This is a genomic window from Pseudooceanicola batsensis HTCC2597, from assembly GCF_000152725.1.
Taxonomy (GTDB): domain Bacteria; phylum Pseudomonadota; class Alphaproteobacteria; order Rhodobacterales; family Rhodobacteraceae; genus Pseudooceanicola; species Pseudooceanicola batsensis.
In genome coordinates this window covers 177951-194315 of sequence record NZ_CH724131.1, presented here as the reverse complement: position 1 = coordinate 194315, position 16365 = coordinate 177951, and the positions used below count along the sequence as shown (strand labels likewise).

At 65.7% G+C, this 16365-nt stretch carries 14 protein-coding genes and 1 tRNA gene; 9 read left to right on the top strand and 6 right to left on the bottom strand.

The genetic code is table 11. The features are described 5' to 3' along the window. The first annotated feature begins 139 nt into the window (after positions 1-139). The 3 genes from OB2597_RS05065 to OB2597_RS05055 are packed head-to-tail and all read left to right on the top strand — an operon-like array spanning position 140 to position 2683. Entirely contained in the window at positions 140-1552 is a 1413-nt protein-coding gene (locus OB2597_RS05065) for a TadE/TadG family type IV pilus assembly protein (RefSeq protein ID WP_009804447.1), read from the top strand. After that, the gene (locus OB2597_RS05060; protein WP_009804446.1) at positions 1549-2094 is read left to right on the top strand and encodes a TadE/TadG family type IV pilus assembly protein; all 546 of its coding nucleotides are present in this window, start codon (positions 1549-1551) and stop codon (positions 2092-2094) included. Before OB2597_RS05065 ends, OB2597_RS05060 begins: the two co-directional genes overlap by 4 nt. Positions 2095-2098: 4 nt before the next feature. Next, on the top strand, positions 2099-2683 hold the full coding sequence (locus OB2597_RS05055) for a TadE/TadG family type IV pilus assembly protein (RefSeq protein ID WP_009804445.1): 585 nt from the start codon (positions 2099-2101) through the stop codon (positions 2681-2683). On the opposite strand, the gene OB2597_RS05050 is transcribed toward OB2597_RS05055, so the two are convergent. Beyond that, the gene (locus OB2597_RS05050; protein ID WP_009804444.1) at positions 2680-3165 is read right to left on the bottom strand and encodes a hypothetical protein; all 486 of its coding nucleotides are present in this window, start codon (positions 3163-3165) and stop codon (positions 2680-2682) included. The genes OB2597_RS05055 and OB2597_RS05050 overlap by 4 nt on opposite strands. A 152-nt stretch (positions 3166-3317) precedes the next feature. Here OB2597_RS05050 and OB2597_RS05045 point away from each other — a divergent pair, with 152 nt between their 5' ends. Continuing rightward, the gene (locus OB2597_RS05045; protein WP_009804443.1) at positions 3318-4229 is read left to right on the top strand and encodes a pirin family protein; all 912 of its coding nucleotides are present in this window, start codon (positions 3318-3320) and stop codon (positions 4227-4229) included. Between the two features lie 374 nt (positions 4230-4603). Here OB2597_RS05045 and OB2597_RS05040 read toward each other — a convergent pair whose 3' ends face one another. Further along, a complete protein-coding gene (locus OB2597_RS05040) occupies positions 4604-5191 on the bottom strand; it encodes a TetR/AcrR family transcriptional regulator (protein WP_009804442.1) in 588 nt (195 codons plus the stop codon). A 109-nt stretch (positions 5192-5300) separates the two neighbouring features. On the opposite strand from OB2597_RS05040, the gene OB2597_RS05035 reads away from it, so the two are divergent. From OB2597_RS05035 to OB2597_RS05020, 4 genes are all read left to right on the top strand, one after another. Continuing rightward, a complete protein-coding gene (locus tag OB2597_RS05035; protein WP_009804441.1) occupies positions 5301-5540 on the top strand; it encodes a hypothetical protein in 240 nt (79 codons plus the stop codon). 130 nt (positions 5541-5670) lie between these two features. After that, complete coding sequence (locus OB2597_RS05030) at positions 5671-6957, top strand: homoserine dehydrogenase (RefSeq protein ID WP_009804440.1); 1287 nt, start codon at positions 5671-5673, stop codon at positions 6955-6957. 110 nt (positions 6958-7067) lie between these two features. Further along, positions 7068-8816 carry a single-stranded-DNA-specific exonuclease RecJ gene (gene recJ / locus OB2597_RS05025; RefSeq protein WP_009804439.1) on the top strand — a complete coding sequence of 583 codons (1749 nt, stop codon included), beginning with the start codon at positions 7068-7070 and terminating at the stop codon, positions 8814-8816. A gap of 319 nt (positions 8817-9135) precedes the next feature. Then, a tRNA-Glu gene (locus tag OB2597_RS05020) sits at positions 9136-9210 on the top strand. A 90-nt stretch (positions 9211-9300) separates the two neighbouring features. Here the strand turns inward: OB2597_RS05020 and OB2597_RS22130 are convergent. From OB2597_RS22130 to OB2597_RS05010, 4 genes are all read right to left on the bottom strand, one after another. Then, complete coding sequence (locus tag OB2597_RS22130; protein WP_161601032.1) at positions 9301-9621, bottom strand: hypothetical protein; 321 nt, start codon at positions 9619-9621, stop codon at positions 9301-9303. A gap of 467 nt (positions 9622-10088) precedes the next feature. After that, on the bottom strand, positions 10089-11699 hold the full coding sequence (gene xrtE / locus OB2597_RS05015) for an exosortase E/protease, VPEID-CTERM system (protein ID WP_084658613.1): 1611 nt from the start codon (positions 11697-11699) through the stop codon (positions 10089-10091). A 68-nt stretch (positions 11700-11767) separates the two neighbouring features. Then, the gene (locus OB2597_RS21765; protein ID WP_148234679.1) at positions 11768-11950 is read right to left on the bottom strand and encodes a VPEID-CTERM sorting domain-containing protein; all 183 of its coding nucleotides are present in this window, start codon (positions 11948-11950) and stop codon (positions 11768-11770) included. 129 nt (positions 11951-12079) lie between these two features. After that, a complete protein-coding gene (locus OB2597_RS05010) occupies positions 12080-14653 on the bottom strand; it encodes an SdrD B-like domain-containing protein (RefSeq protein WP_009804435.1) in 2574 nt (857 codons plus the stop codon). Positions 14654-15255: 602 nt separating this feature from the next. Between OB2597_RS05010 and OB2597_RS20855 the strand changes: the two genes are divergently transcribed. After that, positions 15256-16293, top strand: coding sequence for a siderophore-interacting protein (locus tag OB2597_RS20855; RefSeq protein ID WP_009804434.1), 1038 nt, complete (start codon positions 15256-15258; stop codon positions 16291-16293). Positions 16294-16365: the final 72 nt, after the last annotated feature.

Genomic DNA, 16365 nt, shown 5'->3' with positions numbered 1-16365 from the left:
CGGCGCTTTCCATCTGCGAACCCCAATCCGGACAAATTTCGGCCAGAATCCAGCGTTAACACTTCACTCGAGAAGCGCATCGCGGGGCCCAATTCCACCGACACCGGCGGCTCCCCATCAGGCGCACAGAGGGATACAGATGACCGGACCGTCCAGACTCATCCTGCCCAAGAACGTCCTTCGTGACCGGGTCAGACGTCATGTCGTGGATTTCGCCCGTGCCGAGGACGGCGTCATGCTGGCCCTCGTCATGTTCATGCTGCTCACGATGATGACGGTCGCGGGAATCGGCGTCGACGTGATGCGTACCGAAATGGAGCGGACCCGCATTCAGCAGGTGATCGACGCCTCCACGCTGGCCGCCGCGCACAAGGACAACGCGCTCGATCCCAAGCAGGTCGTTCTGGACTATTTCGACAAGGCGGCGCTTGCCTCCTACATCAGCGCCGACGACATCCTCGTCGGCGGCGGAGAGACTTCGACCGCGGTCGAGGTCAACCTGACGGCGCAGGTCAAGACGCCCTTCATCAGGCATCTCGGGAACGAAAGCTTCAACGTGCCGGCGCGCGGCCGCGCCGAACAGGCCTACGGCAATTCCGAGGTGTCGCTCGTGCTCGATATCTCGGGGTCGATGGACGACAACCGTCGCATGTCGCGGCTGCACAGGGCGGCGAACGAATTCGTGGATACCGTCCTGACCCCCGACTCGGTCGATCGCGTTTCGGTCTCGCTCATTCCCTACACCGGCGACGTGAACGTCGGCTGGGACATCTTCAGCCGGATGAACGTGCGGCAGCTGCACGACTATTCGTACTGCGTGCAATTCACGCCGGACGATTTCTCGACCACGGCGATCGACCCTGAAGACGCCTATATCCAAGGCCAGCACTTCAGCCACGTGGACGCCCGTTTCAACTACATCTCCTGCCCCACGCAGAGCTACGAGACCGTCACGCCCTTCAGCCAGAACAACGCCGCCCTCGAGGCCCAGATCAATCGCCTCACCGGGCGCGAGCGGACGTCGATCCACATCGGGATCAAATGGGGCGCGGCGATGCTGGACGAAGCCTTCCGCCCGCTGGTCAACGATCTGGTCGACAACTCCATCGTCGACGAGGCCTTCCGCGACCGGCCGGCCCCGTTCACCAGCAACACGCTCAAGGTGATCGTGGTCATGACCGACGGCATGAACACCGAAACGAAACGCATCAAGGAATTCGCCTACGACACGCCGGACATGCGGGCCCACTGGGCGCGGCACGCCATGGACGACTGGGACAACGACGTGGACGGCAGCGTCGAGGACCACCTGTTCGACACCTACTACGACACGGCGATCGGCAACGCGCTGCTTCAGAACATCTGCAACGCCGCCAAGGCCAACGGCATCATCATCTATTCCATCGGCTTCGAGATCAACAACGACGCCGCCCAGGAAATGGAAGACTGCGCCTCCTCGCCCTCGCACTTCTACCGCGTCGAAGGCGTCCAGATCTCCGAGGCCTTCTCCTCGATCGCCCAACAACTCAAGCAACTGAGGCTCACCCTGTGATCCGCCGCAAGACATCTCTTCGCAACCGCATCCGCCACTGGCTGGGAGACGAGACAGGTGCCGTGGTCGCCGACTTCGCGATCATGCTTCCGGTGTTCACGATGTTCATGCTGTCGTCGGTCGAGATGGGGCTGATGACCTTCCGGCAGACGATGCTGGAGCGCGGGCTGGACATGGCCGTGCGCGACCTCCGGCTGGGGTTCGAGGAAAACCCGACACATGCCTCGATCAAGGAGGCGACCTGTTCTTACGCGGGCTTCCTGCCCGACTGCTCGACCGGCCTGCGGCTCGAGATGCAGCCCGTCGACCTTCGGGACTACACCGCGCTGCCCTCCGACGCCGACTGCGTCGACCGGTCGGAAGAGGTTCAGCCGGTGCGCCGGTTCGTCAACGGCGGATCGAACCAGCTGATGGTCCTGCGCGCCTGCATCAAGATCGCGCCGATCTTCCCGACCGTCGGGCTTGGCAAGCAGGTGGCCAAGGACGGCAACGGCGATATCGCCCTCTTCTCCACCTCGGCCTTCGTAAACGAACCCTCGTGACGACATGACACGTTTTCATCCCCCCGCCCCCGCCCTGTTCCGCGCCCGCCTGCGCGCCTTCCTCGCCGAGACGCGCGGAACCGTGGCGGTGGAATCGATCATCCTGCTGCCGGTGGTGATCTGGACCTATGTCGCGATGTTCAGCTTCTTCGACATGCTGCGAATGAAGAGCGTCAACCAGAAGGCCGCCTTTACCATCGCCGATGCCTATTCGCGCGAGACCCAGAAGATCGACGACACCTTCGTCAACAGTTCTTACACGCTGTTTACCGAGCTGACCCGCGTGAACAACGCCGCGATGCGCGTCTCGGTCCTCAGCTTCGACGAGGACACGGACAAGTACACGGTAAAATGGTCCAAGCGCCGCGGCAACGGCAGCGTCGCGGCGCTGACCGACAACACGGTCAACCAGATGCGCACGCAGCTGCCCGAAGTGTCCAGCGGGGATGAATTCATCCTGCTCGAGACCTGGAACGACTACATGCTGCCCTTCAAGATCGGGATGGACGACTTCAAGATGAAATCGCTCGTCTTCATGAACCCGCGGTTCGCCGATCAGCTGAAGTGGGATGACGGCACGCCGTCCTAACCGGTTCCGGTTTCCGACGCGCGTTCGGCCAGACGGACCGACAGGATGTCGGCCATCATCTTGGCCTCGGCCGCACGGGTGATCCCGCCGACCCCCATCCGCCGCCCCAGGCGCCAGTAGAGCCCCGGCCGCCACAGGCGCGGGTGGCGGTCGCCCAGCCGGACGAGAAAGCCGTTCGAGGGCTTGAAGGCAAAGGTGCCGCGATCCACCGAGAGGATCGTTCCGATCCCCGCCAGCAGTGTGCCGTCGCTGTCGTAAAGCCCCTGGTCGGTCAGCAGCACGCTGTGCTCCGTCGCACGATACATGACCCAGGCGGCGGCGAGGGCAGCGGTCCCCATCGCCAGGACGAGGGCGTCCAGCCAGCTCCCCCCCGCCCCGGCCAAAGCCATGCGCAACAGCAGAAGGCCCAGAACCGACAGCACCCCGACGCCAAAGATGCGGCGGCCCTGCGACACCGAAAGCTCTGCGAGGATCTCGCCCATGTCCGTTCTCCTTTCCGGCGGGGTTAGGCAGATTGCCCTGCCGATGCAACCGCTCTGTTGGTCACCGCACAGACGGGCTGCACTGGCGAACCCGACCGAGGCTTGGCGCGCCGACCGCGGACGCCTATTTCGACGATGAAAGGAGACGTTCCATGTCCATTCGTCCGACCCTCGAAACCCGTCAGGCCCAGGCCACGCTGGAAGGCGCAGGCGTCAAGCTTCACCGCGCCTTCGGCTTTCACAAGCCGAGCGAACTCGACCCCTTCCTGCTCTTCGACGACTTTCGCAACGAACGTCCCGAGGATTACCAGAAGGGGTTTCCCTGGCATCCGCACCGCGGCATCGAAACCATCACCTACGTACTCTCGGGCAGCGTCGATCATGCCGACAGCCTCGGCAACACCGGCTCGCTCGGCGCGGGCGACGTGCAGTGGATGACGGCCGGATCGGGCATCCTTCACCAGGAAATGCCGACCGGCAACGCCAACGGCCAGATGCACGGGTTCCAGCTCTGGGCCAACCTGCCGGGCGATCTCAAGATGACGGCGCCGCGCTATCAGGACGTCAAGTCGACCGAGATCCCAGAGATCATCGACGACGACGGCACCGTGGTGCGGGTGGTGGTCGGCGAATTCTGGGGCCGGCGCGGGCCGGTCGACGGTATCGCCGCCGACCCGCAGTACCTCGACGTGTCGATCCCGCCGGGCGTGACCAAGACGCTGCCGGTCGACACCTATCGCCGTGCCTTCGCCTACGTCTTCGAGGGGGCGGGCGCCTTTGCCGATGCCTCGGCGCCGACGGGCGTGCTTCTGGAAAAGGAGGTCCGGGGCGAAGAGGTCAACATCCGCGACATGTCGGGCGACCGGACGCTGATCCGCTTCGGAACCGGCGACTCGATCACGGTGCAGGCCGGTGACCGGGGCGTGCGCTTCCTGCTGATCTCGGGCGCGCCGATCCAGGAGCCCGTCGCATGGCACGGTCCTATCGTCATGAACACCGCCGAAGAGTTGCAGCAGGCGTTCACGGATTTGCGCAACGGCACCTTCATCCGGCCCGCGCACTGATTTCGCCGGCGATGTGCCGCGCGTGCCCGCCTGGGGTGACTTTCCCATTCGCGGGCGTCGAAGACCGCGGCGCGTGAACTGCTCCGGTCCTCGAGGATGTCCCCGGCACAATGAACGCCGGGCAGCGCCGCCCCGCCCCCGGGGCGGCGCTTTCGCGTCTGCCTCGGGTCGGGCGCTGCCGTCGTCACGACGAATATCCGTCGGAAAACAACGTGGACCCGTGCGGCTGGAGGGGGGGTGCGCCGCCCCATTTTCGCCGAAGCTGGCCGTAGGCCGTTCGGATCGGAACCGCGGGTCCCCTTCAGAGGAACGTCGGGGGCAGATCACCGCGACTCCGGTCCGGGAGCCAGGTTGCGCGGCACCGCGTCACAGGGTCACCCCGCCACGAGACGGCGGGTCATGTCGCCGTAGATCGCCTCGACCTCGCTCAGGCTCAGCCGTCCCGTTTCCCGGAACCACGTGTTCACCCCGGTCAGCATGGCGATGATGGCCATGGTGGCGACACGGGTGTCGGCGACCCGGAACACGCCCCGCGCCTGCCCGGCATCCAGGATCGCGGTCAGCCGGTCCTCGTACAGGCGGCGCAGGCTTTCCACCGCGGCGAAGTTTTCCGGGCTCAGGTTGCGCAGTTCCATATAAGCGATGAAGACTTCTTCGGGCCGCGCGGCGTGGAATCGGATGTGAAAGCGGACGAACTCGTCCAGCGCCTGCATCGGCCCCGCCGCGGTATCCGGTTCCGGCAGCGCGTCCAGCAGATCCTCGAGATGGACGACCATCAGATCGAACAGCAGGCTCTGCTTGTCGGAGGTGTAATTGTAGAGCGCACCGACCTGGACCCCGACCTCGGCCGCGATCTGCCGCATCGAGACGGCGGCATAACCGTGCTGCGCGAACAGGCGTTGTGCCGCCGCGCGAATGCGCGGGGCGGTGTCGGCGGAATGGGAACCGGCGGTACGAGCCATGCACCGGTTGTAACTGAACAAGCGTTCAGATCAAGTGCGCTTGCCCCGCCCCGCCGGATGGATCACAGTCCGGCTCATGTCGGGAAGCCTGTTCGGAAAGGAGGCCGGGATGTTCCGCAAGACCACAGCCCTGGCCGCCGCCTTGACGCTGACCGCCTGCACCCAGTTCCCCGCGCTGGACCGGGCGGTGCCCGCCGAGGAGCAGACGGGCCCCTACCCCCGGCTGGCCCCGATCGGCGCGCTCGTTGCGCAGACCGAGGATCCGCGGATCGCGCCCGGGGACGAGGCGGCGCTCGCCGCGCGCCGGGCCGCGCTCCGGGCCCGGGCCGACCGGCTCAGGCGGGACTGAACGGCGACCGTCCCCGTGCCCGGTGGCTCGCCCTCGGCGGGCCGGGGCTTCTGCCGGACCGCCACCGCGTTGCACCGGCACGGCGAAAGCGGTAATGCCGCCGGGACGACCCCGAACAGGAGACCATGGGATGAGCGGCAGGATACGTCTGGGAATCGCCGGATTGGGCACCGTCGGGGTCGGCGTGGTGCGCATCGTCCGGCGCGAAGCGGCCCTTCTGTCGGCCCGCACCGGCAAGGAGATCGTGATTTCCGCCGTCTCGGCCCGGACCCGCGACAAGGACCGTGGCGTGCCGCTGACGGGGTATGACTGGGAAGACGACCCGGTGACCCTGGCCACCCGCGACGACGTGGATGTCTTCGTCGAACTCATGGGCGGCTCGGACGGGCCGGCCAAGGCCGCGACCGAGGCCGCGCTCAAGGCCGGCAAGGATGTCGTGACCGCGAACAAGGCGATGCTGGCCGTGCACGGTCAGGCGCTGGCCGAACTCGCCGAGGGCAACGGGCGGGTGATCCGCTACGAAGCCGCGGTCGCCGGGGGGATCCCGGTGGTCAAGTCCCTGATCGAGGGGCTGGCCGGCAATGCCATCACCCGCGTCATGGGGGTGATGAACGGCACCTGCAATTATATCCTCACCCGGATGGAAAGCGCCGGCCTGCCTTACGACGCCGTCTTTGAAGAGGCCAACCAGCTGGGGTTTCTCGAGGCCGACCCGGAACTGGACGTGGGCGGCATAGACGCCGGTCACAAGCTTGCGCTGCTGGCCTCCGCCGCCTTCGGCACTCAGGTCGCCTTCGACGCGATGGAACTTGAGGGTATCGGCCGGCTGACGATCGAGGACATCCGGGCGGCCGGGGACATGGGCTATCGGATCAAGCTGCTGGGCGTCGCGCGGATGACTGGGCGGGGTCTGGAACAGCGCATGGCGCCCTGCCTCGTGCCCATGACCTCGCCGCTCGGGCAACTCGAAGGCGGCACCAACATGGTCGTTCTCGAAGGCGACACGGTCGAGCAGATCGTCCTGCGCGGACCGGGCGCGGGCGAAGGTCCGACGGCCTCGGCCGTCCTGGCGGACATCTGCGACATCGCCCGGGGGGTACGCCTGCCCGTCTTCGGCCAGCCCGCCTCGACCCTTGCCGCCGCCACGCCCGCGAGATCGGTAACACCCGCGGCCTACTACCTGCGCATGACGCTGCAGGACAAGCCGGGCGCGCTGGCCAAGATCGCCGCCGTTCTTGGCGAGGCCGGGATCTCGATCAACCGGATGCGCCAGTACGATCACGAGGGCGAGCACGCCCCGGTCCTGATCGTGACGCACCGCACCGGCCGGGACGCGCTGGATCGCGCGCTGTCGGCGATGGAGCGGACCGGCGTCGTCAAGTCCTCGCCGGTGGCCATCCGGATCGAGGAAGTCTGAAACGCCGCCCCCGGCGCGCCGGCCTGCGGCGGCCCGGTCCGGAGCGACCTTCGCAACGGAAGGGGCGGTTTCGCTTGCACCGCCCGGCACGGTGACGGCATGAGTTGCGCATGAATTTCCTGAACGTCGCATCCTCGCTCACCGGACGCAGATGGGTGGGCCCTTCGGTCGAACTGGATCGCGCCGCCGAGGCTTTGGCACAGGCGCGCGGCTTCGACCGGGCCATCTGCCAGGTGCTGGCCCGGCGTGGGGTCACGGCCGAGGCAGCCGACCTGTTCCTCGCCCCGGCGCTGCGGGACCTGCTGCCCGATCCGCGCCGCCTCCGGGACATGGAGCCTGCCGCGGCGCGGTTCCTGCAGGCGGTCAAGCGTCGGGAAAGGATCGCGATCTTCGCCGATTACGACGTGGACGGCGGCTCTTCGGCGGCGCTGCTGATCGACTGGCTGAGACAGATGGGACGCGAGGCCACGCTCTACGTGCCCGACCGGATCGACGAGGGCTACGGCCCGAACGTGCCAGCCATGCAGGCTCTCGGCCGCACCCACGACCTGATCGTCTGCGTCGACTGCGGCACGCTCAGCCACGACCCGGTGGCCGCGGCGGGCTGCGACGTGGTGATCCTCGACCACCACCTGGGCGGCGAGACCCTGCCCGACTGCGTCGCCTGCGTGAATCCCAACCGTCAGGACGAGGACGGCGCGCTGGCGCATCTCTGCGCGGCCGCCGTGGTGTTCCTGATGCTGGTCGAGGCCAACCGGCAGGCGCGCGCAGAGGGCGCGACGTCCCTCCCCGACCTGATGGCCATGCTCGACCTGGTGGCCCTGGCCACGGTGGCCGATGTCGCGCCGCTCACCGGCGTCAACCGGGCCTTCGTGCGCCAGGGGCTGGCCATCATGGCGCGCCGCGAACGTCCCGGGCTGGCCGCGCTGGCCGACGTCGCCCGGATGGACAGCGCACCCACGGCCTATCACCTCGGCTATCTCCTCGGACCACGGATCAACGCCGGGGGGCGGATCGGCAAGGCGGATCTCGGCGCACGGCTGCTCGCGGCGACGGACCGGCACGAGGCGCAGGCCCTGGCCGACCGGCTGAACGAGCTGAACGCCGAACGCCGCGAGATCGAGGCCGCGGTGACCGCCGCCGCGATGGCACAGGCCGAGGAACGGGGGCTGGACGCGCCGCTGGTCTGGGCCTCGGGCGAGGGCTGGCACCCCGGCGTCGTCGGCATCGTGGCCTCGCGGCTGAAAGAGGCGACCAACCGTCCGGCCGTGGTCATCGGCCTCGACGGCGACGAGGGCAAGGGCTCGGGCCGGTCCGTCGCGGGCGTCGATCTGGGCGCCTCGGTGCAGAGGCTCGCCGCGGAGGGGCTGCTGATCAAGGGCGGCGGACACAGGATGGCCGCGGGTCTCACGGTCGCCCGCGACGCGATCCCCGAGGCCATGGAGCGACTGGGGGCCCTTCTGGCCAAGCAGGGGGCCGGCACGGGCGGCGCCGCGGATCTGCGGCTGGACGGCCTGCTCATGCCCGGGGCAGCGACGGTGCCGCTGATCCAGCAGATCGAGACCGCCGGCCCCTTCGGCGCGGGGGCCCCTGCTCCGCGCTTCGTCTTTCCCGACGTCGCCGTCAGTTTCGCCAAGCGCGTCGGCGAGAGCCACCTCAAGCTGCGCTTCGGCGACGGCATGGGCGCGGCGCTGGACGCGATCGCCTTCGGCGCCTACGAGGGCCCGCTCGGCACCGCGCTCTCGGACCGCTCGGGGGCGCGGGTCCATCTGGCCGGCCGGCTCGAACTGAACAGCTGGGGAGGCCGCCAGTCGGTCCAACTCCGGATCGAGGACGCTGCACCGGCCGACAAGCGGTGAATCCCCGCGCACCATTGCCCGCCCGAGGGCCCGTGTGACGAGGGATTTCCGCGAGACGCGGAGCGGCGCATGTATCGCGACGCCTGCAGCCCGCAAACCCCTTCCGAACGGCCGGGACCATCCCCCCTGCCGTCGGCCCCGCGAACCGCGCCGCACCCGCTTCACCCATGGCGCAGCGAACCTCAAGCCCCCCCCGGCCCGGGCCGCGCACTCTGCCCCCACCGTAGGCGTGGAGAAGATCCGAAAATCTGTTTTTTCCCGCGATTCCCCTCTTGCAGAGCCGCGGCGCTTTGCCTAAAAGCCCCCTCACGCCAAGCGCGGCCCGTTCGTCTATCGGTTAGGACGCCAGGTTTTCAACCTGGAAAGAGGGGTTCGATTCCCCTACGGGCTGCCACTTTTCCTCAAAGCCCCTTGTTTTGTTGACTCCGTGCCCCCCGTGTGTCCCACGCTCCTGGGGCCTTGGTACATCTTGCACCCGCTTGGCTCATTCGACGCGGTCGAAGCTGTCCTCCGCGAGGCGCTTGCGGTCGATGTCGCGGACATACGGCGCCGAATACTTTAAATCCGAGTGCGACAGCCGTGCGGCGATCTCGTAGACGTTCGCCCCGGACTCCGCGAGCTCATTCGCCGTCGCCTTTACGCACGCCATGCTGCGACCACGTGGCGCGCATCTTCTTCGTCGTAATGCCCGTCTTCTTGTCGAGACTTCCACCTCTTTCGACAGGCCTGCTTGCACGCACCACTTCGCGATCGTGTTGCTCAGGCTCTTCTTGGACGCGAAGGGTGACCCTTTCGTGCTGAACAAGAAGGCGTCAGCATGCCCCCCGCATCAAGTTCCTCGACCAGCTTGACCCTCACCGGAACCTCGACGGGTTTCGCCCCCTTCTTCGCGGGCTGCCAGCCGTTGTACGGACGGCCTTTGCGCAGCTTGATGTTCTTCGGGCCAAGCTGGTGCGTGTCGCCGATGCGACTGGCCGCGTACTTGGCCAGGTAGAACCGCCGACGGGCCATTGGGCCGGCCCATGCCTGACGAGGAACTTCGCCTCGTCCTCAGAGGTCCATGCGATCGCCTTCCCCGTCTCGACGTGATTGCTCTTCACCCGAAAGCGGCACTGCCCTGCCCGCCCGAAGAAATGCTGCACAAGCGGCACTATCTCTGCGTCTTCGAATTCGATGGTACTGACCATCGCCAACAGCCACTCTACGCGCTGCCATGGCGCGTCATTCCAGAAACGCTCCTCCAGCCACAGTCCTTGCGACCACTGCCCGCCTTCAGATCATGGCGAGATTTCCAGTTGCCGCGGCGACCGCGAAGACGATGGCGTTGGCGACGGCATGGGCAAGGATCGCATCGCCGATGCGGCCGCGCCGGCGGGCGACGTAGGAAAAGATCAGCCCGGCCACGAAGGCCTCGGCCCATCTCGCGTGGAGCGCGGCGAAGATGCCTGCCGTGACCAAGGCCGCTACGAGGCTCCAGATCAGACCCGGCCTCAGGCGCAGGCGCGTCTCGAGGTAGTCGCGGAAGAAGAGCTCTTCGACCAGCGGGACCAGGACGATGGTTCCGAAACCGCGCAGGAGGAACCAGAGCACCAGGAAGCCACCTGTCAGGGTGCCGTAGGGCGCGACCTCCGCGGGTGCGACCGGGATCAGCACCCAGTAGAGGCCGATCACCGCGCCGCCCGCCAGCGCCACCGGGTCGAGCCGCCAGTCGAAGGCGCGGTAGACCGGCAGGAAGGGCAACACGACCGCAGCCACGATCAGCATGCGCAGCGGGTAGTGCATCGCCGGCGTCTGCGACAGGGTCGAGGCCAGCAGGGCCGTGAGCATGAAGACGGCGAAGGGCAGGATGCGTGCCACTGTCGGATCGCTCCAGAACGGCGCCTGCGATACAGCGGCTCCGACGGTCCCGACCTCGGGCTTGCGCAGCGCGGGCACGGCACGGGCGAGCGCGATGACCCCGAGCGCCACGATGGTGAACATGAGCCAGCCCGCGTGGCTGTGGAATCCGCCGACGGCGAGTTCGGGATTGCCTTCGATGCCGATGATCATCAGGGCGGTGATTCTCACCACGTTGAACGCAACCGACGCCGCGAGGCCCAGAGGATACAGGATGAAGGCCAGCGGAAACCGGAGTTCGGACCGGAAGAGCCAGAGATAGAGGCTCACGAAGATCGTGACGAGCATCATGCCTTCGATGCCGGAACAGACGGGCGCGACCGAGATGATGAAGTCTCCGGACCCGATCATCTTGCTTTCCGGCGTGATTTCGACCGCGTAGCCGAAAGCTTCGACCAGCCAAGCCACCGACGAGAAGGTAAAGTCCTGAATATGCTCAAGATTCCACAAGGGTTGGATAAGCTGTGACAGCCATGGGGTCGCGGCGGCAACCGCGATGAGGGGCGCCAGTGTGGTACCATAGGTCCCGAGAAAGGCCTTCCACCGCCAAAGCGGGGCCAGGTACGAGAACAGCCCGCCCAGCATGAGCGCCATACCGGTGCCCCAGAACAGGAACGACGGTATCAGCCATCGCGCACCGGATCCCTCGGCCAGGAACAGGACCGGCACCATCGCCAAAGCGCACCCGAACACGTTGGCCATCAGCGGCTGGAAAGAATGCCCCGCATCGGAAAGCAACTCGGCAAGCGCGCTTCTGCGCAGGGCGAAGAACAACGTCAGAGCCCCCGCGACGCAATAAATGGCGACGAGAGAAAGACTTGCCGACCGGCAGGCCAGACGCGGCCAGTTGTCCAGACAGTAGAAATCTATGCCATGCTTGAAGACCAGTCCGATGGCTGCCAGTTCGGCGGCCAGTAAAAGACCCCCGACGATCACTGCCCGGAGGACCGACGTTCGGGAATGCGCTAGGTCGGGTGCGGAAGTCATGAAATCACCAAGGAAGAAAGATCAGGCCCGCCAGAAGACCGGCGGGCCCGTGTGTCACGCGCGATTGGTCACGCCGAGCGACGGCGGCGTTCCCATGCCAGCAGAACCACGGCGGCCAGAGCGGCCACGGCTGCGGTGCCCTCGAGAGCGCTGATCTCGGGGACGCAGTTCACGCCAGGGGTACAAGCGCCGGCCGCAAAAGCAGGCGTTGCCGAAATGGTTGCAACTGCAGCAACTATCAGCTTTTTCATATCATTCTCCTTGGAGACAAAGTTACCAGGTCAGCGGAAACTCGCCGTAACGGCAGCACCAACCTGTCGGCGGGGGTCCGCCTGCCGCAGACGCCCGACCCCGGGCGCCTGCAATCACTGGGCCTCGGATCAGCAGAGGCAATCGTAAGTTTCGAATTCGACACCGACCAGGAAAGGCTGAGCATTCTGTGCAGTGACCGGATCCGGCGTGATCACCAGACCGATGATGTCGCCGACTCCCGCCTCGAAATCGTAGCCTTCGCTGATTGCGCGGCTGACGATGTAGTCGACATCTTCCACCTGACCGTTCGACGGCGTCGCATTGAGGGCGGCATCGCTCGGGAAGTTGTTCGTCAGTTCCCAAATCGCATATTGCACTTCCCAACCGCTGAATTTGCCATCGACAGAGCCGGTCCCGTCGCTCTCGAAATCTTGGTTCAGGATCCAGTTGATCTCGTTCACGTTGTCGAGCGCAGCGCCGTTGACCCCATTCTGGCTGGCCAGCAGCACGGAACTCGCTGTGTCGTCGTTGAACACGAACATGTCGCCATCCAGTTCCGCCGCGCTGTCGTAGTCCGCGCCCGTGGTGATGGAACGGTTGAAATCGAGACAGTAGGCGGCGGTAAACTCGACCCCGTCCAGTCGTCCGTTGTCCGACTCGGTAATCAATATGTCGTAGCCGACATCCTCGTAGGGATCGTTGCGAAGGCCGTCCGCGACTTTGTACGACACCGTTTCGGGCATATAGCCGACGAAACTCTCCACCGTATTCGCGTCCCCGCAGAAGGTCATCTCGAGGTTGGCCGTTGCCGACCCGCCCATGCCGTCCGAGACGGTGTAGGAGATGTCCTCCATCGCGTGTTCGGCGATGTCGAGGTCCTCGTAGGCATCTTCCCCGTCCACGACGAGCATGCCGCCCAGCAGCTTGACCAGCGTGCCGGCGGAGGTGGTCACCTCGCCGCCTTCGGTGATCGCCTGGCCGTCCACATGAGTGATGGTCAGCGTATCGCCGTTCGGATCGGAGTCGTTGGCCAGGACATCGACCGTCTTCTCCTCGTCGGCGCAGGTTTTCGCCGCGTCATCCGTCGGCTCGGGATGGTCGTTGGGGTCGTAGAGACCGGCGTCGACCGTCAGGTTCGTCTCGCCTTCGCCCAGGGCGATCGTGTCGGTCAGACCGGTCGTCGTGTCGGCGTCGGAATCGACCGCGTCGTCCGAACCGGCATCCTGCGTGGTGAAGACGAAGTTGCCGTCGGGAAGTTCGAATTCGACCTTGTAGTCACCGGCTTCGAGTTCTTCGAACAGATAGTTGCCGTTGACGTCCGTCATCTGGGTGGCGATCACCACGCCGGCACCATTCAGCAGGTTGACGGTCACGTTCTCGACGCCCGCCTCGCCATCGTCCTGAACGCCGTCACGATCCGTGTCATACCAGACGGTGTCGCCGATCGCGCCGAGCGGCTTGTCGTCCTTGCAGAGTTCGATCTTGTCGATGCGGACGTATTCGTTGCAGTCGCCATCGGCGTAGATCTTGATGGTGTCGCCCTTGTTAATCTCGATGTCTTCGAGAACGAAGGTCGAGAACGTGCCGTGGTTGCTGCCACTACCGTCGCTGTCGCGATCGAGCTTGATGTAGCCCTTGAACTCGCCGTTGATGTAGATCTTCAGCTTGGATTGGCCGTCGTTTTCATCCTGGGCGTAGATCTTGAAATCATAGGTGCCCGAGGGACCGTCGAAGGTGGTCCAGAGCTTGCCCTGACCGCCGGCGCAGTTCAGCTTGACCAGCTTGCCGCCGGAGGCGTCGCAGCCCCAGGCCTTGGAAAAGCCCCATTCGCACATGTCCTCGGCTTCGATGACGATGCACTTGCCGGTCTGTTCCTCGACATCCTCGACGCAAACCTTGAGCTTGGTGGTGTCCTCGCCGCCGTTGCCGTCCGAGACCTTGACCTTCACCTCGTAGACGTTGTCTTCGCCCTTGTCGGTCGGGTTCTCGTAGTCGGGCGCGTCCTTGAACCGGAGTTCGCCCGTCTCGGCGTCGATCTCGAACTTGTCCGCATCCTCGCCGCCGACGATCTCGTAGGTCAGCGTGTCACCGTCGTCGTCCTTCGCGTTGAGGTCGATGACGAAGGTCGAGTTCTCGTCGATGCAGATCTTGCCGTATTTCGGATCGTTGGTGAATTCCGGCGGCGTATTCTCGGGGGCCTTGTCGCCCGCGCCCAGGCAGCGGTAGTCGATCATGCAGCCCCACACGTTCTTCGTGGAGACCACCTCGAGCTCGACACCCGCCGGCGGCACCTTGCCGTAGAAGGTGAAATAGTCGTCGCCCTTACCCGGCGCGTCGTAGCCTTCCACCTCGATCTCGATCAGGTAGTAGTACTTGCCGTCCGAACCTTTCAGGACGTGGTACTGTTCGGCATAGAGCTGTCCGCCCTCGCGGCCCCCGTCGATATAGGCCTTCTGTCCGGTCGAATCCGTCGCCTTGTCGTCGCTCCACCAGCTGCTGTCACCCGAGAGGTAGCCGTCGTTGTCGTAGGTCGACATGCAGACGGTGGCCGAGCCGGGCATGGGGAAGGTGTCGCCGCAATCGATGGACTTGCCGTTGTGATCCCCAAGCAGATCGGCCTCGGTATAGGCGGTCCACTCGTACTTCTTCTCGGAATAGCTATGTTTGTTATAGTAGCTGTATTTGCTGTAATAATATGTCATCTTCCATCCCCTCTTGCCGTCTCAGGCGTTAGGTCACTCAAGCCGGCATTCACCGGCTGGCTCTGCACGTGAGACCTGCCGCAACGGCCCGGACATTCGGCGCAAGCGTTCCCGCCCCGGCGCAAGCGCCGGGCCCATCAGAACTGTCTGCAGTTTCGGCTACGCGACCCAAAAGGCGGTCGTTCCGTTCCGAAATTCACTTCACCTGCAAAAACGCATCCATCGAAATCTGGTCCGATACGGGCAATGTTCCCCCACATCACAACTCACGCTGATCAGCATAGACGAATTTCGCCCAAGATAAGACAAATTCTTGCCAAAATCGGGTTTGCGGGGCGTGGAAGCGGTTGAACAAGGAATATTTATTTGACTTGGCGAAACAGTATACAAGATGTTCCCGAATTGGTGATTTTTCGTGAACGGGCGTCCGGACGCCGTTCGCGCGCGGCACCACCTGAAGCCGAGATACACTGCAGGGATTCGCCTCCGGGACGCGAATCGCTCTCCTGCCGACCCTCCGTCGCGCCCCGCGCGCGGCCAGCCTTGCCCCAGGGCCCTTCCTCTGCAAGGAGGACCGGACTGTCCGATGAAAGGCTGCCCCGATGACACCTCCCGTCTCCGACCCGACCCGCCCCGTAAATGCATGTATTCAGGTACCCTTTTCCCAGCTGAGCGACCGTCTGGCCGCGGCCGCCCGCTCGATCGGGATGAGCCCCGATGTGCGGGAGGCGTCGCTCGACCTCGTCCTGTCGCGCGGGCGTATCCATGCCGGGGAGGATTCGGGCGCGACGTCGGTCACGCTCACCGGGCATGACGCGATCGGCTTGCAGGTCCTGAGGGACCTGCTGGCACGGCTTGCGGGCATGATGGAGGTCGAACTGGAGTGGGCCGAACCGCTGCCCATCGGGCTGCCGGCCAACCTCAGCCTCGCACGGGTCGAGGCGGTCACCCGCATCTCGCCGGCGTTCCTCCGCTTCGAAGTCAGCGGCCCCGATCTCCAGCGTTTCGCATCCGGGGGGCTGCACTTTACCCTGCCGCAGGGCCCGGCCGATGCGGATCTGCCCTTCACCGACGAAGGCGGCGTCACGACCTGGCCCGGCGGGATCGCGGCATGGCACCGGCCGGTCTTCACGACGCGCGAGGTCCGGACCGGGACCGCGGGCGCGACGATCGTCTTCGACGTCTTCCTGCACCCGGATGGCCGAACGCCGAACTGGGCGACGGGCGTCTCGGCCGGGGACACGATCGCGCTGATGGGACCCACGGGGTCCGGCCTGCCGGGTCCGACCGGCTTCCTGGGTATCGTGGCCGACGAGACGGGCATACCTGTCGCGGCCCGCCTCCTGAGCGAGGCCGCGCCCGACACCCGCGGCGAGGCGGTCCTGTTCGTCCCCGACCGGGAGGATATCCAGTCGATTGCCCACCCCTCCGGACTCGACATCAGGTGGGTCGTCAGGGGCACGGGCGAGACGCCGGTCTCGGCGCTGTCCGACATGCAGGTGCCCGATACCGACCGCTATGTCCTTGTCGCGGCGGAAAAGGCCGAGGCGGCCGAGGCACGGCGAATATTGACTGACCGGGGATTCCAGCGGGGCGAATTCCTGGCGGCAGCCTACTGGACGGCACGGGAGGCGCCCTGAACGGCGCCTACGGGGCGCGAAACGTCCCACGCGCCACTTGGGCCACGGCTGGCGCGCCGCCAGGTGCGGCCG